Below are 24,731 nucleotides of genomic sequence, written 5' to 3' on the forward strand. Positions count from 1 at the left end.
CCCCCCACCCCGGGGGCGCGGCGCCGCTCAGGGAGCCGGCGTGCCCGTGGGCGTCGTCGTCGTCGGGATCGGAGCCTGACCCTCCTGCGAGTCCGGGCTCGTGCGATCGCCGCACTGCGCGCTGTACTTCACGAGGATCAACGAGCCCGGCTGCACGTTCTTGTCCGCCGTCACCTGAAGGCTCCGCGGAGCGGTGGGCGACTGGTAGGTCGTGCTGTTGTTGGCGTTGAAGGTGCCGTTGATCACTGTGAAGTTGTACGCCGTCACCGATGATCCGGCCGGGCACCCGCTGAACGCCTCCCACGTCACGGTGAAGGTCTGGGACCCCTTCGGGTCGTTCGTCACCGTCGGCGCGTTCGGCGTGCCGATCGGGCTCATCTCGTCGTAGAAGGTGACCGTGATGATGGAGCCGAGCTGAACGTCCCCGCGCGTGGGGTTGGTCTGGTAGATCTTTCCGACCTGGTCTTCGCTCGGCGCGGCGGAGCCGCGCTCACAGGTGACGTTGACCTTGGCAGCCTTTGCAGCGGTCTGCGCCTCGTCACAGGTCTTGCCGATGAGTTGGAGGCTATCGATCGACACCGTTGTAGAGCTCGGAGACGGTGACGGGGGCGTCGCGGAGCGGCTGGGTGTCTGCGATGTCGAGGAGCTCGACGTCGGAGCGGGCTGCGCGCCCTGATTCGCGAAGAGGGCGAACAGTGTGCCGCCCAGCACGATGAGCAGCAGGGCGATGAGCGCGACCAGCGGCCACGTCCACGGGCTGCGCTTCTTCTTCTGCGGCTCGTCCGCGGCGTCGGCGGCCGCGACGGCGCCCACCGCTCCCGCCGTCGGCAGCAGACGTGTGGCCTCCTGGGTCGCGACGCCCGGCGTGAGGAGCTTGGTCGCCTCGTCCATGGCCATGCCGCCGGCGATCGCTGGGACGATGGCCGCCGCGCCGGCGACATCGCCGCGACGAAGTGCGGTCGCCGCGCGGGCGACCGCCGAGGCGGTCGCGGGACGGTCCTCGGGCTTCTTCGCGATCATGCTCATCACGAAGTTGCGCACCGGCTCGGCGATGGTGGCGGCCAGCGGCGGCGGGGTGTCGTTGATCTGCGCCATCGCGATCGCGACCTGCGACTCGCCGGTGAAGGGACGCTTGCCGGCGAGGCACTCGTAGGCGACGATGCCCAGCGAGTAGATGTCGGTCGCGGGGGATGCCGCGTGGCCCGACGCCTGCTCCGGCGAGAGGTACTGCACGGTTCCCATCACCTGACCGGTGGCCGTGAGCGGTACCTGATCGGCGATGCGGGCGATGCCGAAGTCGGTGATCTTCACCCGTCCGTCGGGAGTGATGAGCAGGTTCCCCGGCTTGACGTCGCGGTGCACGAGACCGGCGGCGTGGGCGGCCTGCAGGGCGGCGGCGGTCTGAGCGACGATGTCGAGGGTCTTGTCGGTGGACAGCGACCCTTCGCGCTCGAGGATGGTCGACAGGGCTTCCCCGGGCACGAGCTCCATCACGAGGAAGGCGGAGCCGTTCTCCTCGCCGTAGTCGAAGACGCTCGCGATCCCCTCGTGGTTGACGAGCGCCGCGTGGCGGGCCTCGGCACGGAAGCGCTCCAGGAAGCCCGGGTCCCCCATGTACTCGTCTTTGAGGATCTTGATCGCGACGGTGCGTCCGATCACATGGTCGGTGGCCTCCCAGACCTCACCCATGCCGCCGATCGCGATCCGCGAGTCCAGCTCGTAGCGTCCACCGAAGCTCACACCCTGTGTCGGTCTCATCTGCTCAGCACCGCCTCCATGACTTTCTTCGCGATTGGAGCCGCGATCCCGTTGCTCGTGCCGGACTGCCCGAGACCTCCGCCGTTTTCCACCATCACGGCGACGACCACTTTCGGGTCGTTGGCCGGGGCGAAGCCCGTGAACCAGAGAGTGTACGGATCCGAGGGTCCGTGCTCCGCGGTACCGGTCTTCCCGGCCACGTCGACCCCGTCTATTGTTGCACCGCTGGCCGCGCCGTCACGGACATTGGAGATCATCAGCGAGGTCATCGTCGCGGCATCCGTCGTGCTCAGCGCACGACCCAGCTCGGTGTCGGCGAACGTCTCCTGCACGGTCAGATCGGGCGCCACGACGCGGTCGACCATACGCGGCTTCATGACCATGCCACCGTTGGCGATGCCGGCGGCGACCATCGCCATCTGCAGCGGCGTGGCGGTGACGCTGCCCTGACCGAAACCCGACAGCGCGAGCTGTGCCTGGTCGAGCGCTTTGGTCGGGTACGCGGAGGTGACGACGCCGAGGGGGATGTCGATGCTCGCGTTGTTGAAGCCGTACTTCTCGGCTTCGGCGCGCAGCGCGTCCTGACCGAGGGCGACGGCCAGCTGGGCCATCGGGATGTTGCAGCTCAGGCGCAGGGCGGTCGCGATGGTGACCTGATCGCCCGGGCCGCATGTGTTGCCGTCGAAGTTGCGGATCGAGGTCGACGTGCCCGGCAGCGTGTAGGTCGCGGGGTTCGGGAAGGTCGAGTCGGGCGTGAACTTGCCCGATGCCAGCGCTGCCGAGACGACGACGAGCTTGAAGGTCGACCCGGGTGGGTTCAGCGTACCGATGGCGCGGTTGTCGAGCGGGTTGACCGCGGCGTTCATCAGCTGGTCGTAGGTCGTGTTGACCTGCTGCGCGTTGTGCACGGCCATCGCGTTGGTGTCGTAGCTCGGGCTCGTGACCATCGCGAGAACGCGCCCGGTCTTGGGCTCGAGGGCGACGACGGCGCCCTGATAGGTGCCGAGCGCGTCGAAGGCGGCCTTCTGGATGGCCGGGTCGAGGGTGAGCAGCACGTTGGAGCCGCGCGCGGGCTGACCGGTGATGATCTGATCCACGCGCGAGAGGAACTGCGAGTTGGCGGTGCCCGAGAGCTCCTTGTTCATCGCCTGCTCGAGTCCGGTCACCGAGTTCAGTAGCGGGTTCATGTAGCCGGTCACCGGCGCCCACATCTGGGGGTCGGTGTACTGGCGCTGCCAGGCGTACACATCGTCGCTGGGCACCGAGTCGGCGATGACGGTGTCGCCGGCGATGATCGACCCGCGCTGCACCTCGAACGAGTCGTAGAGCGCGCGCTTGTTGAGCGGGTTCTCGCTGAGATCGCCGGCCTGGACGACCTGGATCCAGCTGGTCGCGCCGAAAAGGGCCACGAACATGGCGAGCATGATCAGCGACAGCCGTCGCAGTTCGCGGGTCATCCGATCACCACCCGGGGGCGCGAGCGCACGGCATCCGAGATGCGCAGCAGCAACGCGACGACGATCCAGTTGGCCACCAGCGACGATCCGCCCGCCGCGAGGAACGGGGTCGTCAGCCCCGTCAGGGGGATGAGTCGGGTGACGCCCCCGACCATGATGAACACCTGGAGCGCGATGGTGAACGACAGGCCGGTGGCCAGCAGCTTTCCGAAGTCGTCCTGGCCGGCGATGCCGATGCGGATGCCGCGACTGGTGAACACCATGTACAGGCAGAGGATCGCGAAGACGCCGATGAGCCCCAGCTCTTCGCCGATGCTGGGGAAGATGTAGTCGCTCTGCGACAGGGGGGTCAGCCCCGGCCGTCCACGCCCGAGACCGGTTCCGAGCAGGCCGCCCTCGGACAGGCCGAAGATGCCGCTCACGAGCTGATAGCTGCCGCCCGCGCTGTCGATGACGGCGGGGTTGAAGGCGTCCAGCCAGTTCTGGAAGCGCCCACCCACGTAGCTGAGCACCTGCGAGGCGATGAGGGCACCGCCGACGGCGAGGAGCAGGCCGAGCACCGCCCAGCTCGTCTTGCCCGTGGCCACGTAGATCATCGCGATGAACATCCCGAACATGAGCAGACCCGTGCCCAGGTCGCGCTGGAAGATGATGATCGCCATCGAGGCGAGCCAGATGAGCAGAAGGGGACCGAGCTCGCGGGCGCGCGGCCACGTCATGCCGAGGAAACGCGTTCCCACCGAGGTGAGGGCTTCGCGCGTGCGCACGAGATAGCCGGCGAAGAAGATGGCCAGCGCGATCTTCGCCAGCTCGCCCGGCTGGAAGGAGAAGAGACCGCCGATGGAGATCCACACATCGGCGTTGGCGTCGGTGCCCAGTCCCGGGACGAAGGGGAGCACGAGCAGCAGGATGCCGACGAATCCGAACACGTACGTGTAGCGGAAGAGCACGCGGTAGTTCTTCAGGAAGATCACGATGGCGACCGCCGCGGCGCTCGCGATGGCGAGCCACACCAGCTGACGGGTCGAGAGGGCGTCCCACCCGGTGCTCTGGTCTTCGATGTCGATGCGGTAGATCATCGCGAGGCCCAGACCCGACAATACGGTCGCGATGGGGACGACGAACGGGTCGGCTTGAGAGGCCTTGAAGCGCAGCACGATGTGCAGGGCGAGCACGAGCACCGTCAGCGCGCCGCAGTAGTAGAGGAACGTCCAGTCGATGTGGCCGAGCGCGCCCAGCTGCACGAGGGCGATCGCGGCGCCGTTGATCACGAAGGCGAACAGCAGCAGCCCGAGTTCACGGTTGCGCTGCGTCTGCGGCATCCGGAGCTTTCTCAGCGCCTTGACGACCGTCGTGTCGGCCTGGACGGTGTCGGTCGCCGAGCTCATCGTTCACCCTCCAGAGTGGTGCGCAGGGTGTCGACGATCTGCTCGGCATCGGAGAGCGACCGCGCCGAGATCGTCGAGGTGACCGCGAGACGTTGATAGAACGGCAGATCGTTCAGGGAGATGCCGGTGTCCTCGTAGACGGACGAGAGGGAGATCGGTCCGATGTCCTGCTGGATGCCGCGGTAGATGACGACCGTGTCGGTGTCGGCGCCGACGAAGTACCGCGTCTGAGTCCAGGCGTAGGCGCCGAGCGCTGCCGCCGAGAGGGCGGCGAGGATCGCGATCAGGCCGACGACCCACCAGATGCGCCGACGGCGGGCGCGTCGGCGGTCTTCCTCGATGAGCTCCTCGAGGAACTCCGCGGCGGGCTCGAAGTGCGTCGGTTCGTTGGCCGCCTGGCGGGCGGTGTGTAGCCAGCTGGTGCGCCCGGGGCGGGCGGCCGGCACGTCGACGCCCTGCGGGTTGGATGCCGAGCCGACGATCGTCGCGGTACCGCTGAACATCGGGTGGCTGCCGCCCACATCGACGATGACGACGGTCACGTTGTCGGGGGCGCCGCCGTCGAGCGCCTGCTTGAGCAGGAGATCGGCAGTGCGACCCGGCGGGTAGTGGTGGCCGAGCACCTTGCTGGTGTGGGCGTCATCGACGACGCCGGACAGGCCGTCGGAGCAGAGCAGCCAGCGATCACCGGGCTGCGTCGGCATGATGAACGTGTCGACCTCGGGGTCGGGGTCCATGTCGCCGAGCACGCGCATGAGCACGGACCGGCGCGGGTGGTAGCGGGCTTCTTCGGGAGTGATGCGACCCGAGTCGACGAGGCGCTGCACGAAGGTGTGGTCGGTCGTGATCTGGGTGAGCGCATCGTCGCGGTAGAGGTAGATGCGCGAGTCGCCGATGTGGGCGATCACGGCGTAGTCGTCGACCATGATGAGGCCGCTGACGGTGGTGCCCATGCCCGCGAGTTCGGGCCGTCGCGCGACGGTGTCGATCAGCACGCCGGCGGTCGAGGAGATGGCTTCCTGCAGGGCCTGTTCGGCCTCGGCGGTCGACGTGTACGGGCGGTCGAGGTCTTTGAGGCGGTGGACGGCGATGCTCGAGGCGACGTCGCCTCCGGCGTGGCCGCCCATCCCGTCGGCGACGACGAAGAGATTCGAGCCCGCGTAGCCCGAATCCTGGTTGTTGGAGCGCACCTTCCCCGTGTGGGAGATGGCGACGCTCGATCCCTCGAAGACCATGGGAGGCGGGCTACTTCCTCAGCTCGAACGTCGTCGCGCCGACCTTGATCGGTGCGCCCACGCGGATGGGCACCGGGGTGCTCACGCGAGCACCGTCGTGCCAGGTTCCGTTGGTGGAGTCGAGGTCCTGGATCATCCACTGGTCGCCCCAGAGCAGCAGGCGCGCGTGGTGGCTGGAGGTGTAGTCGTCGCGGATCACGAGCCCCGATTCGCTGGAGCGGCCGATCGTCAGCGCGTCAGAACCGAGCGGCAGCTCGAGGCCGGCCTTCGGGCCGCTCGTGATCACGATGCGCGACACGGCGTCGCGGGTCGCCTTCTGCGGTCCGCTCGGGCTGGCAGCGGCGGCGGGAGCGGCCGGGGCGATGGGTGCCGTTGCCGCCTGAGCGGGGGCGGGAGCGGATGCCGCGGGGGCGACACCGGCGGCCGCGGGTTCGGGCAGCTTTCGCACCTTCACCCCGAAGAGGTCGGCGCGCAGCGAGTAGACGACGGCGAAGACGAAGAACCACAGCAGGATCAGGAATCCGATCTGCAGCAGCAGGAGAGTCAACTCGCTCACGCGGATCCTCCGATTCCAAAGGCGCGGGTCGCGTCGGCGGCAGAGGTCGAGGGTCGAGGGGGCGCGGCCTGTGCGATGACGCGGAAGACGATCTCGGTGCGGCCGATCGTGACCACGGAGTCGGGGGGCAGCGGCGCTTCGGCGATCTTCGTGCCGTTCAGCTGCGTGCCGTTGGTCGATCCCATGTCGCGCACCATGGCGCGCTCACCGTCCCAGAGGATCTCGACATGGCGACGGCTGGTCCCGGCATCCGGGATCGTGATGTCGGCGTCGCTGCCGCGTCCGATCACGGTGCGTCCCTTCGCCAGCGTGTGCTGCGCTCCGGCGATCTCGACGATGCCGCGCCAGGCGACCTGGCCCGCCGCGGTCTGCGAGGCGACGCGCAGCGTGCCCGTCGACAGTGTGGGATCGCCGGCGAGGGCGATCGTGACGGGGCCGGCGAAGGTGAATCCCTGCGCCTTCGCGTGAGCGTCGACGAGGGTGTGCAGTTCGGAGTCCAGCGCGCTGCCCAGGCCGAGCATGCGCTCGGCATCGGCCGGCGACATGCGCACCTCGAAGGTGTTCGGGGCGAGGATGCGGTCGCGGCTGACGACGGCAGCCTTCGCATCGAGCTCGCTGCGCAGGGCGGCCGCGATCTCGACGGGCTGAATGCCGCTACGGAAGGACTTCGCGAACGCGCTGTTGACTGCGCGCTCGAGTCCCTTCTCGAAGCTGTCCAGTAGTCCCACAGGGCTCCTCAGGATCGCCGACCGGTGCGTACATGCTAGTTGCACAGGCTGAGCAGACGCGGAACGCGCCGAGCTGGCGCGCGGGGGAAGCGGGTTTCGACTCGCGCCGCTCGCTCAACGAGCGGCAGATGGCCAGCCCGCTCGTTGAGCAAGGCCGGCACAGCCGAGTCGAAACGGGTCTCGGAGCGTGATATCCTCGGGAAGTTGAGTCCGTGAGATCTTCGGAGATCGCGGCTCGCGCGAGTGGCGGAATAGGCAGACGCGCTGGCTTCAGGTGCCAGTGCCCGAAAGGGCGTGGGGGTTCAACTCCCCCCTCGCGCACAGCGACGAAGAGACCGACCGGTGATCGAACCGGGCGGTCTCTTCTCTTTTGTGCGCGCGTGCGGAACTCACATGCATCTCTTCGAAGATGGCGTGGTCCGGTCGGGGCGGACAGGGCATTCTGGGACGCATGGACAGTCCCCGACCCACGCTCACTCGCATCGACGGCAGTCCCGTTCGCGCGCTCGTCGTGGACGACGAGCTCAACCTTGGGGAATTGCTGCGGATGGCGATGGCGAAGGAAGGATGGGACGCGCGTGCGGTCACCGACAGTCGCCACGCCCTCGAGGTGATCGCCGACTTCGACCCCGACCTCCTGGTGCTCGACGTCATGATGCCCGACCTCGACGGTGTAGAACTGCTGTCGCGGATCCGGGCGAACGGAAACGACGTTCCGGTCCTGTTCCTGACCGCGAAAGACGCCGTCGAGGACCGTATCGCGGGGATGGCCGCCGGCGGTGACGACTACGTCACGAAGCCGTTCAACCTCGAAGAAGTCATCCTGCGGCTGCGCGCGATGGCGCGTCGTCACGTCGCTGCGGCTGCGGCCGTGGACGACCTGCTCCGGGTCGGCGATCTGACCCTCGACGAAGACGCTTACGAGGTCCAGCGGGCGGGAACGCCCATCACCCTGACGGCAAAGGAGTTCGAGTTGCTGCGCTACCTCATGCACAACGCTCTGCGCGTCGTGAGCAAGTCGCAGATCCTCGACGCCGTGTGGGGCTACGACTTCGGCGGCGACAGCGGTGTCGTGGAGATCTACATCTCCTACCTGCGGCGCAAGATCGACTCCGGTTCCGATTCGATGATCCACACCGTGCGCGGGGTGGGTTACATGATCAAACCGTGAACCTGCGCCGGCCTCTGACGCTGCAGCGCGCCCTCGTCCTCGGCACGGGTGTTCTGGTGGCGCTCGCGATCGTCGTCATGAGCGTCGCGACGGTATTCGCGCTGCGCGCCTTCGTCTACGACCGGCTCGATGAGCAGGTCGTCGGGGGTCTGGCGGTTGCGGGGGGCGACGGGCATGCCCAGGGCGGGGGTGCAGATCACGGCAACGGATCGTCCGCGGCGAAAGGGCCGGATCCACGCGTCGGCTCTCTCCAGGTCGTGCTCGATGCCGCCGGCACGCAGGTGTCGGCGTCGTATACGCGTGCGGACGGCACCGAGGTCACTCTGTCCGCCGACCAGGTGGCCTCGCTGTCGGCATCCGTGCCCACCGATCGCCAGCCGGTGACCGTCGATCTTGCCTCTGATCTGGGTTCTTTCCGTGTTGCGGCGCAGTCCGTCAGCGGACGAACGGTGATGTCCGGGATGTCGTTGGCGGATGCCGCGGCGACCACGACCGCGCTGACGACGATCCTGGTCGCCGTCGGCGGAGTGACACTCGTCGTCACGATCGGAGCTCTCTCCCTTCTCGTTCGCCAGCGCCTGCGACCCCTGGAGCGTGTGGCCGCGGTCGCGCAGCGGGCATCGGCGCTGCCGCTGGGTCGCGGGGACGTCGAGATCCCTGATCGCGTCGCCGACGCCGACACCGATGTGCGCACGGAGGTCGGGCGCGTCGGTGCCTCGCTGAACGATCTGCTCGGACACGTGCAGGCGGCACTGGCCGCCCGCCAGCACAGCGAGAGCGAGCTGCGGCGATTCATCGCCGACGCCAGTCATGAGCTGCGTACGCCTTTGGCCAGCGTGCGTGGCTACGCGCAATTGTCGCTGACCGGGCCGGAGGAGATGTCGGATTCGCAGCGGCGATCGCTCGAACGCATCGAGTCGGAGGCGCGTCGGATGGCATCTTTGGTGGACGATCTGCTGCTGCTGGCGAGACTCGACGCCGGACAGCGCCTTCGTGACGACGACGTCGAATTACCGCTTCTCGCCATCGATGCGGTCGATGACGCCCGCACGGTCGATCCCACCCGCCACTGGCGCCTGCAGATACCGGGCGACGCCCCGATCACCGTGCGCGGTGACGAGGATCGCTTGCGTCAGGTCCTGGCGAATCTTCTGCGCAACGCCCAGATGCACACCCCGCCGGGGACGACCGTCACGACGTCGCTGGCACGAGACGGTGACGAGGTGGTTCTGGGCGTGCGCGACACGGGCCCCGGCATCGATCCGGCGGTGCGCGACGGTCTCTTCCAGCGATTCACCCGCGGAGATCGCGCGCGTAACCGCAACGCGGGAAGCACGGGTCTCGGCCTCTCCATCGCGGAGGCGATCGTCGCCGCCCACGGCGGCACCATCACGGCCGACAGCACTGTCTCCGGGGCCAGCTTCAGCGTCCGCCTGCCACTCAACCGACCCCGGCCCTCATAGGTTAAACATAGGCTTGCATAGCCGATACCGAAACTTCGGCAGGGTTCGATTAGTCCGCGCTCCGTAGACCTGTGGGTATGGACAACGCCCACCGAAATCGCGACACCGCCAGCACGGACACGGCGCCCGCTCCCGACAGGTCGCGGCGTCGCATCCGGCGTCGCACTCTGCTGATCGGCGCCCTCAGCCTGACTCTCGTCCTCGGCGGCACCGCCTGGTGGGCCGCCGATCGCTACCTCATTCCGCATGTCGAGGTCGCCGACGTCGCCGCCTACGAGGCGGCCCATGCAAGCGTCATCGCCACGGCGTCCGCCACGGCATCCGTCTCCGCATCAGACGCGACCGCAGAGAAGACCCTGACGGACACCTCCTACCGCAACGGTTCCACTTCCGTCACGGTGTCGACCGTGACGACGGGGTTGGGCTCCGACATCGTGACGTACTACGTCGCGGATGTGACGCTGGGCACCGCCACCGATCTGCGATCGGCCTTCGCCAACAACCAGTTCGGCGAGAACATCGTGCAGACCACGAGCGAGATCGCCGCGGCTCACGATGCGGTCTTCGCGATCAACGGTGACTACTACGGGTTCCGCTCCACCGGGATCGAGATCCGCAACGGCGTGATCTACCGCGACGAACCGGCTCGCCAGGGCCTGGCGTTCTACCTGGACGGCCACGTCGAGGTGTACGACGAGACGCAGACCTCCGCCGATGCGCTGCTGGCGGCAGGCGTCTGGAACACCCTCAGCTTCGGGCCGGCGATCGTCGAGGGCGGGCAAGTGGTCTCGGGCACGGACGACGTCGAGGTCGACACCAACGTCGGAAACCACTCGATCCAGGGTGACCAGCCGCGCACAGCCGTGGGCGTCATCGACGACAACCATCTCGTTTTCGTGGTCGTCGACGGGCGTCAGAGCGGCTACAGCGAGGGCGTGACGCTGCCCGAGCTCGCGGACATCATGATCTCGCTCGGTGCGACCACCGCCTACAACCTCGACGGTGGAGGCAGCTCCACGATGTACTTCAACGGCACGGTGATCAACTCGCCCTCCAACGGCGGTGAGCGCGGCACCAGCGACATCCTCTACGTGGCGGGCTGAGCGATGTACGTCCTGATTCCCGCTTACCAGCCCGGACCGCAGCTCGCCCCTCTCGTGGCCGATCTGCGCGCGGCCGCTCCGGAGCTCGACGTGCTCGTCGTCGACGACGGCAGCGGTGGCGACTTCACCGGTGTCTTCGCCGCCGCGCGCGCCGCCGGTGCCCGCGTGATCGCCCACGACGTGAATCGGGGAAAGGGCGCCGCCCTGAAGACCGGGTTCGCTGACATCGCCGCGAGCACGCCCGGTGCCGGCGTCGTCACCGCGGATGCCGACGGGCAACACACCGTGCACGACATCGTCGCCGTCGCCGCCGGCGTGCGGTCGACCGTCGATGGGGGCGTCGACGCGCTCGTCCTCGGGGTGCGGAGGTTCGGGCGGGCCGTTCCCGCGCGCAGCCGCTTCGGCAACGTCGCCTCCCGCCTCCTCTTCCAGCTCGCCACGGGACGGCGGATCTCCGACACCCAGACGGGACTGCGCGGAATCCCGGCCGGCCGTCTCGCGTGGGCGCAGAGCATTCCCGGCGACGGGTTCGAGTACGAGCAGCGGATGCTGCTGCGCGCGGCGCCCGATGCGGTCGACGTGTGTGAAGTCCCCATCGACACGGTGTATCTCGGACGCAACGAGTCCAGTCACTTCCGGCCGGTGCGGGACTCGCTCAAGGTGCTGCTGCCGGTGCTGCTGTTCGCCGGCTCGTCTCTTGCCGCCTTCGTCGTGGATACGCTCGTGCTGCTGCTGCTGACCGCGTTGACGGGCTCGCTGATCGCGTCGATCATCGCGGCGCGCGCCGTCTCGGCATCCGTCAACTTCGTCGTCAACAGACGAATGGTGTTCCGTGCGCGGGGAAGCAGCGTCGGCGCCCAGGCGTCGCGGTACGCGGTGCTCGCCCTGGCGCTGCTGGCATCGAACATCGCCTGGATGTCCTTCCTGACCGACGCGGGGCTGGCGCTCCTGCCCGCGAAGGTCATCACCGAAGGCGTGCTGTTCATCCTCAGCTACGGAGTTCAGCGCTCCCTTGTCTTCCCTCCATCACTCGCGCCCGCGCCGGGCGCCGCGCCGCCTCGCGCCCTCCTCCAGCCCGTCCCCACCACCTCATCTCACACAGGGAGAAACCGATGACCGTCACTGCCCTCCTCCTCGCCGCCGTCGACCTCGCCGCCGCCGTCGCTCTCAGCGCGATCTACTTCCACCGCCACCGCCGACGTGACCTCGTCGTGGCCTTCCTCGGCGTCAACGTCGGCGTTCTCGCCGTCGCGTCGGTGCTGGGCACGGCGGAGGTGGCGCTGGGGCTCGGTCTCGGCCTGTTCGGAGTGCTCTCGATCATCCGGCTGCGCTCGAGCGAGATCACGCAACGCGAAGTCGCCTACTACTTCGCGGCGCTCGCGATCGGCCTCATCTGCGGTCTCCCGCACACCGATCTCGTGCCGCCTTCCGTGCTCGTCGCGCTCATCCTGCTGGTCCTCGCCGCCGCCGACCACCCGCGCCTGCTCTCCCGCAGCCGCCACCAGAGCGTGCATCTCGACCGCGCCATCGCCGATGAGGATGAACTGCGCGCCGAGCTCGCTCGGCTGCTCGGCGGCGAGGTGACCGCTCTCACCGTTCAGCGGCTCGACCTCGTCGACGACACCACGCTCGTCGACGTGCGCTATCGCATCGACCCGCCGACGCGGCAGAGTGCGACTCGCGCTGCGATCGAAGAAGGCCTTCAGACCGCGGCGCCGCAGGTCGGCGACACCCGTTTCGCCGACCTCGTCGGAGGCGCACGATGAGCGCACGATCCCGCATCCACACCACGCTCGGTGCGATGCCGCCGGTGACGCTCGACGAGGTGACGGCGGATGCGGCGCTGCTGACGCGGATCGACCGCAAGTACGTCGTTCCCCTCGACGAGGCCGCCGATCTCCTCGCCGACTTGGCATCGCAGCCCTGCGCTCCGCGGGTGCTCGAGATCGACGGGCGCCGGGAGATGGCTTATCGGTCGGTGTACTTCGACACGCCGGATCTGCTCAGCTTCCGCCTCGCCGCGCACGGGCGCCGGCGACGCTTCAAGCTCCGCACGCGCTCGTACATGGACACGGGGTCCACCTATCTCGAGTTGAAGACGCGCGGGGCCCGGGGACTCACGCAGAAGGACCGGGACGACTACGGCGCACAGACGCCCGACGAACTGAGCGCCGATGCCCGCGGCGAGGTGGCGCTCGCTCTCGACGCCATCGGGATCGACGCCGCGCGCGCCGACGATCTCGACGCGCGTCTGCAGACCCTCTACCACCGCTCGAGCCTCGTCTGGTCCGCTTCGCCGGATGCCGGGGCATCCCGCGCCACCGTCGATCTCGACCTCGAGTGGGTCGACGCCTCGGGTGCCGGCTTCCTCGTCCCGCGCTTCGCGATCATCGAGACCAAATCCCCCGGAAGCGCCGGCACGCTCGACCGCGCGCTGTGGCGCGCAGGTCATCGCCCGCAGCGCGTCAGCAAGTACGCCACGGGCATGGCGGTGCTGCGCGGCGACCTCCCCCGAAACCGGTGGACGCGTGTGCTCGAAGGTCCGTTCTCCTCCGCCGTCCCCACCTCTCACCCCTCTTCCTGAAAGGACGCATCATGCGCCGCCGAATCCTTCCCTTCGCCCTTCCCCTGGCCATCGCGGCCGTCGTTCTCACCGGCTGCAGCGTCACCGCCACGCCCACGGCATCGTCCTCGGCGAGTGTCGCGGCGACGTCCGCCGCCGCACAGACCGTCGCGGACATCGATGCTGCGGTACCGGCCGCCGCAGCCGCGGTGCTCGCCGAGAACGCGGACGGCACCGTCGTGAACGACGACGAGTGGGACGCTGCGGACGCCGTCGGGATCACGCTGTCCGGATCGACAGCGACCAGCGACGCGTCAGGTGTGGAGGTCTCCGGCTCGACCGTGACCGTCACCGCCGCCGGTGTCTACCGTGTCAGCGGCAGCCTCGACGGTCAGCTGGTGGTCGCGGCTCCCGATGACGCCCTCGTCGTTCTCATCCTGGACGGTGCGAGCGTGACCGCCTCGACGGGTGCGGCGATCCAGGTCGTCTCGGCGGATGACGTGGCGATCAATCTCGCTGAGGGCTCCACCAACACGATCACCGGAGCCAGCTCCGCGGATGCCGATGCGAGTGCCGCCGTCTACGCCGACACCGATCTGACGATCTCCGGCTCGGGCGCGCTCGCCGTCACGGACTCGGGCAACGACGGCATCTCGGCCACGGACGACCTCGCGATCATCGGCGGAACGATCACCGTGAACGCCGCCGACGACGGCCTGCGAGGCAAGGACTCGCTCATCATCTCCGGAGGAACCGTCTCGATCACCGCCGGCGGCGACGCTCTCAAGAGCGACCAGACCGACGATGCGACGAAGGGGTACGTGTGGATCGGCGGAGGCACGGTCGATGCCACCGCAGGAGATGACGGCATCGACGCCCAGACCGACGCCGTCATCAGTGCCGGAACGTTCACCGTGGCCAGCGATGACGACGGCATCCACTCGGAGACCATTCTGGTGATCGCGGGTGGCGACGTCACCGTCACGCGCTCCAACGAGGGCATCGAGTCGGCTGACATCCGCATCGCGGGCGGCACCACGCGGGTGACCTCGACCGACGACGGGGTGAACGCGTCGGGCAACTCCTCCGGTGGCGGGATGGGCGGCGGCATGCAGGACACCGGTGAGAAGCTGACCATCTCTGGTGGGACCCTCCTGGTCGACGCCCTGGGCGACGGCCTGGACTCGAACGGGACGATCGAGATGACCGGGGGAGAGGTCACCGTGTTCGGCCCGACCGCCAACGACAACGGCGCCCTCGACTCCAACGGCGGCATCACCATCTCGGGCGGAACGCTCGTCGCCATCGGCAGCAGCGGAATGGCGGAGACGCCGGAGGCGTCCTCACCACAGGGATGGCTCGCCGCGTCCGTCAGCGGAGCGGCGGGATCGACGGTGCAGATCACCGACGGGTCCGGCGCCGTCATCTCCTCCTATACGGCGACGAAGACCTTCGCCTCGGTGGTGTTCTCCTCGGCAGAGATCACGAGCGGCCAGACCTACACCGTGACCGTCGACGGGGCCGCGACATCCGTCACCGCCGGTGTGGCGGCCGCCGGTGGCATGGGCGGAGGCGGTCGGGGGCGCTGAGCTCCCGTCGCGGAGCCGCACGGGCGCACAACGGCGGCTCCGCGACGCGTCTCAGCGGGCGGGCGGGACAGCGCCCGGCGTGACGCCGTAGAGGCGTCGGATGCTGTCCTCGGCCCCGCCGGCATCGCGCGCCGCGATGCGGTCGCGCAGCAGCTGCCAGTTCTCGCGGCGGGGGGCGGCCTCGGCGCGGACCCCTGACCATCCGCGCAGGTTGCGTTCGACGACGATGGACGTCTCGTGGATGATCGTGTCGAACACGCTGTTGCCGGTCGCCCGCGCAGCGACGATGCCCAGGCGGGATGCCGCGGAGAACACCGCGGCCGCGTCGCCCGTGTCGATGCCCGCCAGTGCCGCATCGACCGTGGCGACGAGGTCAGCGAGATCTTCGTCGGAACAACGCGACACCGCGAGGCTGAGCGCATTGCCGAGGAAGTAGGCGGCGAACTCGCCGGTGTCGCGGCGCAGTGCGTCGCTCGGTGCTGTGACACGCGTGTAGCGACCGACCGCGATCTCGACGAGCCCGAAGCGCTCCAGTCGCTGCAGTGCTTCGCGGACCGGTGTTCTCGAGACGCCCAGCTGCTGAGCGAGCTCGACATCGCGGAGGCGATGCCCGGGAGGGAACGTGCCGTCGGCGATCGCCGCGCCGATGCGCGCGTAGATCTCGTCACTCAGGATCATCCCGCTGACGAGTTCGATCGGGGCGAGCGTCGCACTCATTTGCAACGAATGGTACGGCCCCCTGTCATGCCGCGACAGGGGGCCGTGTCCATGATTGCCATTAGATGAGATGTATGATGTACTAGCTCTCGCCGTCGCCCGACGGCCCTGTCGTCAACGACGCCGACCAGAAAAGGACGCGCAATGGCATCACAGCATCGACGCTCACGTCTTGTCCCTCGCATCATCGCTCTCGCCACGGGCCTCGCCGCCGTGGCCGCCCTCACCGCCTGCTCGGGCGGCTCGGGTGGCGGCGGAAACTCACAGTACGGCTTCGATGCCGCCGAGCAGGACGCAAAGGCGCCCATCACGGTGTGGGTCGACTCCTCCCGTGAGCCAATCGCCAACGCCTTCAAGGCGGCAAACCCCGACCTCACCGTCAACGTCGAGACCTACGACGGCAACTCCGGCGGCAGCGACTCGTTCAAGACGAAGATCGCCCTGTTCGACCAGTCGGGCTCGGGCTGGCCCGACGTCGTGTTCTCGACGCAGCAGAACGACACGTCGTGGGCCAGCAAGTCGACCAACGGCGGTCAGCCGTTCGCGGCCGTGCTCAACAAGGGGCTTCTTTCGGACGACTTCCTCAACGGCTTCACCAAAGGCGCGCTCGACCCGATGACTGTCGACGGCAACGTCTACGGCGTGCGCAACGACCTCGCGCCGGTCGTGTACTGGTACAACGACGCGCTGATGAAGCAGTTCGGCTACGACGTGCCGAAGACGTGGGAGGACTACCAGGCGCTCAGCGACAAGGTCGCAGCCGAGCACCCGGGCTACATCCTCGGCTCCGTCGGTGACTCGTTCGAGGGTCCGTACATCTACTACTGGGGCGCACAGGCTCCGGTCTTTCAGGTGAATGGTGACACGTTCACGAGCAACTTCTCCGACCCGAACGCGGTGAAGGCCACGAAGCTCATCGACCACATGCTCGCCAACAAGACGCTCGTCAACGACAGCGTGTTCGGTGCGGACTTCGTGTCGAAGTACAGCGGCAAGGTGCTCGGTATGCCTGGGCCGGCGTGGTACTCCGGAGCGCTCTTCCAGAACAAGGACAGCCTGAACGCGCCCACCGGTACCGTCGGCGCCGCCGCCCCGCTGTACTGGAGCGGCTCGGACAAGGTCACCGGCAACGTGGGTGGTGGCGTCTGGTACGGCTCCAGCCACTCGAAGAACCTCGCCGCCGTGGCGAAGTTCCTGCAGTACGCAACGAGCTCCGACGACGCGGTCAAGCTGGCTTCGGGTCTTCCGGCCTATCAGTCGGCGGCAGACAAGTGGCTCACGCAGCAGGCCAGCTCCGGCTACTACGTCGGCGACTTCAAGTCGGCGCTCACGACGGCGGCGAGCAGCGTGTGGAGCGGTTGGGGATACCCTTCCTTCAGCCCCGAGGTCGCCTACGCCTCGATCGTCATCCCCGGCATCTCGGCCGGAAAGACCCAAGCCGACCTGGTCACGCAGCTCCAGAAGGAGTACGACAACCAGGCCCAGGTGCAGGGCTACACGGTCAAGTAATTCCCGTTCCACGCGGATGCCTCGGCATCCGCCGCGAGCAAAGGAAACTCTCATCACCACTTCGCTCACGGCTCCCGCCGCCGCCGTGGCCTCTTCGGAGGCCCGGCGGGGGCGGGAGCCTCGCTCCTCCGCCCGACGTCGCCCGGATCGCTCACAGAGCAGGATCGGATACATCTTCGTCTCCGGCTACGCGATTCTGCTGCTCGCGTTCGGCATCATCCCGACGCTCTATGCCGTCTTCCTCTCGTTCACGAAGAACGGCTCCTTCGCCGGCTTCGACAACTTCGTCAAGGTCTTCACCGACTATCGTTTTCTCCCCGCGGTGATGCACGTCGCGATCTACCTGGTCTTCTACCTCGTCTCGCTCCTCGTCTTCGTCGTGCTCCTCGCTCTTCTCGTGCACGGTGTGGGGCGCCGGTGGCTGTCGACGAGCTACCGCTTCGTCTACTACATCCCCGGAGCCCTCGCCGGCGCGTCGAGCGTCATGCTGTGGCTGTTCCTTCTCGACCCCACGGTCAGCCCGGTCGCCTTCCTGCTTCGTGCTTTCGGCTTCGAGAACTTCGTGCAGACGGTCTCGGTGGACAACCTGCCGATCATCTTCACGATCATCGCCTTCTGGACCGGCGCCGGCGGCTGGATCGTCATCATGTACGGTGCCCTCAACAACATCTCCGCCGATGTGCTCGAGGCGGCCCGCATCGACGGCGCCGGGGCAGTGCAGACCGCGATCCACATTCAGATCCCGCTCATGCGCAAGTGGATCTCATATATGGCCGTGATGTCGCTCGCGGCGGGCACGCAGCTGTTCGTCGAGCCTCGTGTGCTCTCCCAGGCCTCCAAGGGGGTCGTTCCGCCCGACTACTCCATCAACCAGCTCGCGTACCTGTACGCGTTCCGCCAAGGCGACTTCAACGGCTCCGCCGCGATCTCGCTGCTGCTCCTGCTCGTCGCAGGCGCCCTGTCGGCGATCTTCGTCTTCCGAGGAGGACTCTTTGAGCGCGATTGATCTCGACGTGCGCGCGCGCCGCCGAAACGGTGCGGCGATGTCACCCGCCCGGTGGATGGGCAGGGCCCTCGTCACCGTCGTTCTGGTCTTCTTCACCCTCTTCTTCGTCGTGCCGATCGTCTGGCTGCTGCTCGCGCCGACGAAGACACCGCGCCAGCTCCTACTGGACGGACCCTTCACCTTCGGAGGATTCGACACCCTGGCGAGCAACTGGAACGAGCTGATCCAGTTCCAGGGCGGCATCGTGTGGACCTGGATCGGCAACTCGGTGCTGTACACCGGTGTGGCCCTGCTCGTCACTCTCGTCGTGACGATCCCTGCGGGCTACGCTCTCGCGCTCACCGAGTTCCGTCTACGCAAGACGCTGCTGATCGTCACCCTGGTCGTCATGCTCATTCCGAGCACGGCGCTCGTGCTGCCGGTGTTCCTCGAGATGTCGGCGCTGAAGCTCGTCGGCAACCCGCTCGCGGTGATCCTGCCGTTCTCCTTCTTTCCCTTCGGCGTCTACCTGACCTACATCTACTTCTCGACGAGTGTGTCCAAAGACCTGTTGGATGCCGCGCGCATCGATGGGGCCGGCGAGTGGCGCGTGTTCGGGCGCATCGCGATGCCGCTGGCAACGCCCGTCATCGCGCTCGTGGGCTTCTTCAACCTGGTCGGAAACTGGAACAACTACTTCCTGCCGTTCGTGATGGCCCCGGGGCGCAAGTCGCCGATCCAGGTCGGGCTGGCGGAGCTGCTGTCGAACGTTCCGCTGTTCAACCCGACAAGTGGCGCATCGATCACGATCTCGTTGCCGGTCCTGGCGCTCGCCACGCTCGTCTCGGTCGGTCCCGTGCTCGTGATCTTCCTCTTCTCGCAACGCTTCCTCGTGACCGGCATGACCGCGGGCGGGACGAAGGAATGAGGATGTCGTCGACCCCGGTCCGTCGGTTCGGCATGGCCGCCCGACTCGTCCCGGAGAAGCGGGCGGAGTACCTTGAGCTGCACGCAGCCGTCTGGCCGCACGTCGAGGAGATGAACACGCGCTGCGGCATCCGCAACTTCACGATCTTCGTCCTCGACGACGTGATCCTCGGGTACTACGAGTACGTCGGCGACGACTACGAGTCCGACCAGGCGATCATGGCGCAGGATCCGATCTGTCAGCAGTGGTGGTCGTACACCGCGCCCTGCCAGCTGCCGCTGCGCAGCGGCTCACCGAGCCCGAACTGGGAGCAGTTCGCGGAGGTCTGGCACCAGGATTGACGTCAGGGCTTGCGGGCGGTGGGCTGACGCCGGCGCTGCCACGCGTCGAGGATGTGTGCGCGCATCGCCCTCTCGGCGGCCGCGGCATCCCCCGCCTCGATCGCCTCGAGAACGCGGCGGTGCTCCTCCAGGGTCAGATGGAAGACATCCTTCGACGGGTTCGTCGTGAAGCGGGCCGACTCGCGCGCGCGTGAGTACAACGTGCGGGTGATGCTCTCGGCGAGCGGGATCTGCGACTGCCGCATCACTTCGAGGTGAAAGAGCATGTCGGCGTCGTTGTACTCGTCCTCGTGATCGATGGTGTGCTCCATGCGCTCGTAGGCTGCGCGCAGGGCATCGAGCTCGGCATCCGATCGACGACCCGCCGTCGCGGCGGCCATCGCGCCTTCCAGCGCGCCACGCACGACCGCGAGATCGTCCAGTACGCCCAGCGACGCGTCGTTCTCGAGCATGACCTGCAGAACCACCGGATCGAGGACGTTCCAGGACTCGCGCGTGCGCACGGTCGTCCCGCTGCCCTGCACGACGGCCACGAGGCCCTTCTCCTCGATGCGCTTGATGGATTCACGCACGACCGTGCGGCTGACGCCGAAATGCGCGCTCAGCTCCGTCTCGATCGGCAGCATGGTGCCTTCGGGGATCTCCTCGGTGATGATCGCCGTCACGAGGTCGTGGACAACCGCGACGCCGAGCCGCGACACCGGGGTGCGCGCCGCCTGGCGATCGAACACGCGCGGCGGTGCGGCCTCCGGCCGAAGATCATTCATCGCAACATTCTATGCGTCGCGGTGCGTGGCGGGAGAAGACCCGGCTCGTCTCTCGGCAGCAAGGCTGAGCCCCGCGCGCAGGGGTCGCACGTGCGGTCCCGCGGACTGCAACCAGTCGCCGTCGTGGACCGCGGCACCGATCGCCTGCTCGTCCACGGTCAGTCCTGCGCCTGGGGCATCGCCGAGGATGATCCCTCCCTCGTCGACGTGCTCGTCGACGAGGACGCCGAAGGGCATGCCGAGGTCCTGGACCTCCGCGGTGAGGTGGTTGGGCACCGCCGCGGCGGCGTGACTCACCGCGGGATTGCTGGTCAGGCCGACCGGACTGATCGGCAGATCGCGTGCATGGGCGGCGTAGGCCAGTCGCAGGAAATGCGTGATCCCCCACACGGCGCCGGTCTGCACGACGTCGACGGCGCCGAGGTCGAAGAGCGCGCGGAACTGCTCGAGGCCGGTCAGGTTCTCGCCGGTGGCGACGGCGGCGCGCACCGACTGCGAGAGCCGCGCGTGGCCGTGGGCGTCCCAGCGACGCAGCGGCTCCTCGATCCACGTGAGATCGATCTCCGCCTCCACGGCGCTCACGTAGCGCACGGCCTGCTTCAGGTTCCATGACTCGTTGGCGTCGAGCATGAGCGCGGGATGCTGCGTGTTGCGCGCCAACTGCTCCTGAACGATACGCAGGCGGCGCAGGTCGGTCTCGACATCGCGTCCGCCCTTGAGCTTGCCACTCGTGAAGCCGCGCTCCGCCATCGCCGCGTAGAAGTCCGCCAGTCGCTCGTCGCTGAGAGCGATGTCGAGGCCCGACGCGTACCCCGGGACGAAGCGGTCCCGACCGCCTAGTAGACGCCACAGCGGCTCGCCGAGGGCCTTGGCCTTGATGTCCCAGAGAGCGGCGTCGAGCGTGGCGATCCCCCCGAACGTGGCCCCGTTGTGACCCGCCTTGAAGACGTGGGCGAGCATGCGGTCGTACAGGCCGGAGACGCCGCGGGGATCCTGGCCTTCGAGGGCGGGGAAGATGCGGGCGATGTCGTGGTCGGAGCCGACGGCCACCCCCTCGATCCCCTCATCGGTCTCCACGATGACGATCGGCACCTCGGTGATGCCGGATGCGATGAAGCCGTTGACGTCGCCCACGGGCCGCCCCCAGTCACGGTGGGTGCGGAGCGTGCGGTAGCCCGTGATCTTCATATCGTCCTTGACACTTTCCGGGGTGAATTCCTGCTATAGAGCATACATCATATGAACGATGAACGGACGCGGAGATGAGTCACACCCCCGTCCACCTCCAGCGCCGTGCCCGTGGTGGATCCCGCGCGGGGACTGGCGAGGTACAAGATCGCGTCGGCGACCTCCTCCGGGGTCACCATCCGCCCCGTCGCCTGTCGCGCATCCAACGCGGCCCGCTCGGCGGTCGGATCGGGGAACTGCTGCAGCATCCGCTCGACGAACGGCGTCGACACCGTTCCCGGGCTCACGCAGTTGACACGCACGCCCTCCGACACGTGGTCCGTCGCCATCGCGTACGTGAGCGCGAGGACGGCGCCCTTCGACGCGTTGTAGACGGCGCGCTGGGGCAACCCGTTGAGAGCGCCGATCGAGCACACGTTGACGATCGCTGCGTGCGCGGATGCGCGCAGATAGGGGAGAGCGGCGGCGCTGACGCGCGCCGTGCCGCGGACGTTGATGTCGAGAACCCGCTCCCAGTCGTCCTCCGTCGCCTCCTCGACAGTACCCACGCAGCTGACCCCGGCGCTGTTGACGACGACATCGATCCCGCCCAGACGCTGAGCGATGGCCTCGATGGCCACGTCGACGGAGCGCCGGGAGGTGACGTCGGCCTCGAAGCCCATCACCGCGGGCGGCAGTGCGGCGAGGGAGCGGTCGAGCACGGCCACCGTCGCTCCCGACGTGACGAGGGCGTTGACGCTGGCCAGGCCGATGCCGGACGCACCCCCGGTGACGACGGCGACGATGCCGTCGAAGTCTCCGGTGCTCATGCGTCGGCCAGCCGTTGCGCCGCCCGCCCAAGACCGTCGATCTCGAGCTCGACGAGATCACCGGCGCGCAGATACGGATGATCCGCCCGGCCGAGGGCTACCCCCGCGGGAGTCCCGGTGTTCACGAGGTCGCCGGGGCGCAGCACCATGAACTGCGACAGGTACCAGATCACATGGGCGACGGAGAAGATCTGCTGCGCGGTCGACCCGTTCTGTCGTTGCGCGCCGTTCACCCACAGGCGCAGGCCGAGCGCCTGCGGGTCGTCCACCTCGTCGGCGGGAACGAGAACCGGCCCCAGGGGATTGAACGTCTCACAGCTCTTGCCCTTGTCCCACTGCCCGCCGCGCTCGAGCTGGAACTCGCGTTCCGAGACGTCGTGCGAGACGACGTACCCGGCGACGTGTCGGAGGGCCTCGTCGGGCGAGGTGAGATAGCGGGCGGTGCGGCCGATCACCACCCCGAGCTCGACCTCCCAGTCGGTCTTCTGGGATCCGCGCGGGATGAGGATGTCGTCGAACGGGCCGACGATCGTGCGGGGATCCTTCATGAAGACGACCGGTTCGCCGGGAACCGCTGCGCCCGTCTCGGCGGCGTGATCGTGGTAGTTGAGGCCGATGCAGACGATCTTGCTGGGGAAGGCGATCGGCGCGCCGGTGCGGAGGTCCGCGGCATCCGGCAGAACCGTCAGCCGGCCGGCGTGCCACGCTTCCCGCACGCGCACCAGTCCGTCGTCGGCGAGGAAGGCGCCGTCGATGTCAGCGGTGAGGGGGCGCAGATCCCACGCGACGCCGTCGCGCCACATCGTGGGGATTTCGTGTCCGAGGGGTCCGAGTCGTGCGAAGCTCATGGGCTGTCTCCGAGGGTGTGGGGGTGACGATCAGCGGACAACGGTGATCCCGAAACCCTGATCGAGGTCGGACTGTCGCGCGGCACCTTGCCAGTCGCCGGGGTGCAGGCAGGCGAATGCTCCACACCGGGTCGCGACCCGCAGCCGCTCGTATGCAGGGTGCCCCGCCGCGCGCGCGGCGAGGTAGCCGGCGGCAAAGGCGTCACCGGCGCCGACCGTGTCGACGGGGGAGATCTTGTCGGCGGCGATCAGGTGCGCGGCGCCGTCGATCTCGGCGATCGCGCCTCGATCACCGAGCGTCACGACGGCTTCGCGTGGGCCGAGTGCGCCCAGGGCCCGCGCGAGCTCGGCGAGCGGGGCGGCACCCGAGGGTCGTGACACCAGCTCGGCCTCCTCATCGCTCGCGAAGACGATGTCGACACGCGGGAGAAGATCGAGATAGGCGGCGCGGGCCCGATCGCGGTCCCACAGCTTCGAGCGGTGGTTGACGGCGAAGGAGACGAGCAGGCCGTGAGCGCGGGCGCGGTCGACGGCCTCGTGCACCGTCGCACGAGCGCTCGCCGAGAGCGCGAGCGTCACGCCCGTGATGTGGATGATGCCGTAAGCGGCGAAATCGAGCCGATCGAGGTCGGCGGGGGTGAGGCGGCTTCCCGCGCTCCCGGCCCGGTAGTACTCGATCACCGTCGTTCCCGCCCTCGGCGTGGACTTCAGCATGAGACCGGTCGGCGCCGCGGGGTCGGTGATCGCGAGCACGTCGACCCCCTCCGCGCGCAGGTCACCGCAGACGCGACGCCCCAGCGCGTCATCGCCCACGCGTCCCAGCCACGTCACGGGCACGCCCAGACGCGCGAGCCCGACGGCGGTATTGCCCTCGGCGCCTCCCGTGTCGATGGATGCCGCGGGCAGGCGCTCGAAGCCGCCGATGCCGTCTCCACGGAGCAGACCCATGCTCTCTCCGAGGGTCAGCACGCGCAGGGGGGCGCTCATGCCGGGCCTCGCACCGCGTCGCAGAGCTCGCGGCACGCGCGTGCGAGATCGCGGATCGCCCCGAAGCCACCTGCCGCGATCTGCGCCCGCGGCACCATCCAGCTGCCGCTGCCGGCGAACACGGTCGGGCGACGCAGGTAGTCGCCGAGGTTGTCGGCACTCACACCTCCGCTGGGCAGGAGGCGAACGTCGGGAAACGGGCCGGCAAGAGCGTCGAGGTAGGCGGGTCCGCCCAAAGCCGAGGCCGGGAACACCTTGAGATGCGTGTAGCCGTCCTCACGCGCGCGTTGCAGTTCCGTCGCCGTCGCGATGCCCGGGATCATCGTGAGGCCGCGCTCGCGTGCCCTCACGTTGACGCCCGCGGCGTAGCCTGGCGACACCAGGAACCGCGCCCCGGCATCCGCCACGGCATCCACTTGGTCGGCGCTCAGCACCGTGCCCGCGCCCGCGATGAAGCCGTCGACGGCGGCCGCCGCGCGCAGCGCCCCCAGACCCGCTGGCGTACGCAGGGTGAACTCGGCGCAGCCGATACCGCCGTCTCGCAGCGCCTCCGCGAGCGGAGCGCCATGGAGGGGGTCGTCGAGGACGACGACCGGCACGATGCCGATGCGACCGATCGTTTCGAGCGTGTCCACGGTGCC

Annotated in this window: 24 protein-coding genes and 1 tRNA gene; 12 read left to right on the forward strand and 13 right to left on the reverse strand. The window is 68.3% G+C overall.

Translation table 11 applies throughout. From position 1 onward, the window contains the following. Positions 1-27: 27 nt before the first annotated feature. From CEP17_RS10360 to CEP17_RS10385, 6 genes are read right to left on the reverse strand one after another with little or no spacing between them, the layout of a single operon-like run. Complete coding sequence (locus CEP17_RS10360; protein ID WP_112932172.1) at positions 28-1,758, reverse strand: serine/threonine-protein kinase; 1,731 nt, start codon at positions 1,756-1,758, stop codon at positions 28-30. After that, the gene (locus CEP17_RS10365; RefSeq protein WP_112932173.1) at positions 1,755-3,215 is read right to left on the reverse strand and encodes a penicillin-binding protein 2; all 1,461 of its coding nucleotides are present in this window, start codon (positions 3,213-3,215) and stop codon (positions 1,755-1,757) included. Before CEP17_RS10365 ends, CEP17_RS10360 begins: the two co-directional genes overlap by 4 nt. Beyond that, the gene (locus CEP17_RS10370) at positions 3,212-4,603 is read right to left on the reverse strand and encodes an FtsW/RodA/SpoVE family cell cycle protein (protein ID WP_036319477.1); all 1,392 of its coding nucleotides are present in this window, start codon (positions 4,601-4,603) and stop codon (positions 3,212-3,214) included. Before CEP17_RS10370 ends, CEP17_RS10365 begins: the two co-directional genes overlap by 4 nt. Further along, positions 4,600-5,838, reverse strand: coding sequence for a PP2C family serine/threonine-protein phosphatase (locus CEP17_RS10375; RefSeq protein WP_036319473.1), 1,239 nt, complete (start codon positions 5,836-5,838; stop codon positions 4,600-4,602). Before CEP17_RS10375 ends, CEP17_RS10370 begins: the two co-directional genes overlap by 4 nt. Before the next feature lie 10 nt (positions 5,839-5,848). Further along, positions 5,849-6,394 carry an FHA domain-containing protein gene (locus tag CEP17_RS10380; protein ID WP_036319471.1) on the reverse strand — a complete coding sequence of 182 codons (546 nt, stop codon included), beginning with the start codon at positions 6,392-6,394 and terminating at the stop codon, positions 5,849-5,851. Further along, on the reverse strand, positions 6,391-7,122 hold the full coding sequence (locus tag CEP17_RS10385; RefSeq protein ID WP_112932174.1) for a DUF3662 and FHA domain-containing protein: 732 nt from the start codon (positions 7,120-7,122) through the stop codon (positions 6,391-6,393). The genes CEP17_RS10380 and CEP17_RS10385 overlap by 4 nt, the downstream gene beginning before the upstream one ends. Before the next feature lie 237 nt (positions 7,123-7,359). Here CEP17_RS10385 and CEP17_RS10390 point away from each other — a divergent pair. From CEP17_RS10390 to CEP17_RS10425, 8 genes are all read left to right on the forward strand, one after another. Beyond that, positions 7,360-7,443 (forward strand) — tRNA-Leu (locus CEP17_RS10390). A 130-nt stretch (positions 7,444-7,573) separates the two neighbouring features. Continuing rightward, positions 7,574-8,293 (forward strand): response regulator transcription factor, encoded by a 720-nt coding sequence (locus CEP17_RS10395; protein WP_112932946.1) that lies wholly within the window; start codon positions 7,574-7,576, stop codon positions 8,291-8,293. Beyond that, on the forward strand, positions 8,290-9,756 hold the full coding sequence (locus tag CEP17_RS10400) for a HAMP domain-containing sensor histidine kinase (protein ID WP_239498503.1): 1,467 nt from the start codon (positions 8,290-8,292) through the stop codon (positions 9,754-9,756). Before CEP17_RS10395 ends, CEP17_RS10400 begins: the two co-directional genes overlap by 4 nt. A gap of 77 nt (positions 9,757-9,833) precedes the next feature. Further along, complete coding sequence (locus tag CEP17_RS10405) at positions 9,834-10,859, forward strand: phosphodiester glycosidase family protein (protein ID WP_112932175.1); 1,026 nt, start codon at positions 9,834-9,836, stop codon at positions 10,857-10,859. 3 nt (positions 10,860-10,862) lie between these two features. Beyond that, entirely contained in the window at positions 10,863-11,975 is a 1,113-nt protein-coding gene (locus CEP17_RS10410; protein WP_112932176.1) for a bifunctional glycosyltransferase family 2/GtrA family protein, read from the forward strand. Continuing rightward, on the forward strand, positions 11,972-12,625 hold the full coding sequence (locus tag CEP17_RS10415) for a DUF4956 domain-containing protein (RefSeq protein WP_112932177.1): 654 nt from the start codon (positions 11,972-11,974) through the stop codon (positions 12,623-12,625). The genes CEP17_RS10410 and CEP17_RS10415 overlap by 4 nt, the downstream gene beginning before the upstream one ends. Further along, positions 12,622-13,443 (forward strand): VTC domain-containing protein, encoded by an 822-nt coding sequence (locus CEP17_RS10420; RefSeq protein WP_239498504.1) that lies wholly within the window; start codon positions 12,622-12,624, stop codon positions 13,441-13,443. The genes CEP17_RS10415 and CEP17_RS10420 overlap by 4 nt, the downstream gene beginning before the upstream one ends. A gap of 11 nt (positions 13,444-13,454) precedes the next feature. Beyond that, positions 13,455-15,011: a carbohydrate-binding domain-containing protein gene (locus CEP17_RS10425; RefSeq protein ID WP_112932178.1), complete on the forward strand. Its 1,557-nt coding sequence runs from the start codon at positions 13,455-13,457 to the stop codon at positions 15,009-15,011. A 51-nt stretch (positions 15,012-15,062) separates the two neighbouring features. Here CEP17_RS10425 and CEP17_RS10430 read toward each other — a convergent pair whose 3' ends face one another. Then, positions 15,063-15,728 carry a GntR family transcriptional regulator gene (locus tag CEP17_RS10430; RefSeq protein ID WP_112932179.1) on the reverse strand — a complete coding sequence of 222 codons (666 nt, stop codon included), beginning with the start codon at positions 15,726-15,728 and terminating at the stop codon, positions 15,063-15,065. 144 nt (positions 15,729-15,872) lie between these two features. Here CEP17_RS10430 and CEP17_RS10435 point away from each other — a divergent pair, with 144 nt between their 5' ends. The 4 genes from CEP17_RS10435 (at position 15,873) to CEP17_RS10450 (ending at position 19,491) form a co-directional block, all read left to right on the forward strand. Beyond that, positions 15,873-17,237 (forward strand): ABC transporter substrate-binding protein, encoded by a 1,365-nt coding sequence (locus CEP17_RS10435; RefSeq protein WP_112932180.1) that lies wholly within the window; start codon positions 15,873-15,875, stop codon positions 17,235-17,237. 85 nt (positions 17,238-17,322) lie between these two features. Continuing rightward, a complete protein-coding gene (locus CEP17_RS10440; RefSeq protein WP_239498505.1) occupies positions 17,323-18,243 on the forward strand; it encodes a sugar ABC transporter permease in 921 nt (306 codons plus the stop codon). After that, positions 18,230-19,150: a carbohydrate ABC transporter permease gene (locus tag CEP17_RS10445; RefSeq protein ID WP_239498506.1), complete on the forward strand. Its 921-nt coding sequence runs from the start codon at positions 18,230-18,232 to the stop codon at positions 19,148-19,150. Before CEP17_RS10440 ends, CEP17_RS10445 begins: the two co-directional genes overlap by 14 nt. Positions 19,151-19,152: 2 nt before the next feature. Next, positions 19,153-19,491 carry an L-rhamnose mutarotase gene (locus CEP17_RS10450; protein ID WP_112932181.1) on the forward strand — a complete coding sequence of 113 codons (339 nt, stop codon included), beginning with the start codon at positions 19,153-19,155 and terminating at the stop codon, positions 19,489-19,491. Positions 19,492-19,493: 2 nt separating this feature from the next. Here CEP17_RS10450 and CEP17_RS10455 read toward each other — a convergent pair whose 3' ends face one another. Genes CEP17_RS10455 through CEP17_RS10480 form a run of 6 tightly spaced genes read right to left on the reverse strand, consistent with a single transcriptional unit; the run spans position 19,494 to position 24,725 of the window. Then, positions 19,494-20,258, reverse strand: a complete 765-nt coding sequence (locus CEP17_RS10455) for an FCD domain-containing protein (RefSeq protein ID WP_112932182.1) — start codon at positions 20,256-20,258, stop codon at positions 19,494-19,496. Positions 20,259-20,267: 9 nt separating this feature from the next. Further along, entirely contained in the window at positions 20,268-21,446 is a 1,179-nt protein-coding gene (locus CEP17_RS10460) for a mandelate racemase/muconate lactonizing enzyme family protein (RefSeq protein ID WP_112932183.1), read from the reverse strand. Positions 21,447-21,493: 47 nt separating this feature from the next. Continuing rightward, entirely contained in the window at positions 21,494-22,255 is a 762-nt protein-coding gene (locus CEP17_RS10465; protein WP_112932184.1) for an SDR family oxidoreductase, read from the reverse strand. Beyond that, a complete protein-coding gene (locus tag CEP17_RS10470; protein WP_112932185.1) occupies positions 22,252-23,103 on the reverse strand; it encodes a fumarylacetoacetate hydrolase family protein in 852 nt (283 codons plus the stop codon). Before CEP17_RS10470 ends, CEP17_RS10465 begins: the two co-directional genes overlap by 4 nt. A 30-nt stretch (positions 23,104-23,133) precedes the next feature. After that, positions 23,134-24,090 (reverse strand): sugar kinase, encoded by a 957-nt coding sequence (locus tag CEP17_RS10475; RefSeq protein WP_112932186.1) that lies wholly within the window; start codon positions 24,088-24,090, stop codon positions 23,134-23,136. Then, positions 24,087-24,725, reverse strand: coding sequence for a bifunctional 4-hydroxy-2-oxoglutarate aldolase/2-dehydro-3-deoxy-phosphogluconate aldolase (locus CEP17_RS10480; protein ID WP_239498507.1), 639 nt, complete (start codon positions 24,723-24,725; stop codon positions 24,087-24,089). Before CEP17_RS10480 ends, CEP17_RS10475 begins: the two co-directional genes overlap by 4 nt. Positions 24,726-24,731 lie beyond the last annotated feature (6 nt).

Origin of the sequence: Microbacterium sp. PM5 (assembly GCF_003293595.1) — a bacterium.
Lineage (GTDB): Bacteria > Actinomycetota > Actinomycetes > Actinomycetales > Microbacteriaceae > Microbacterium.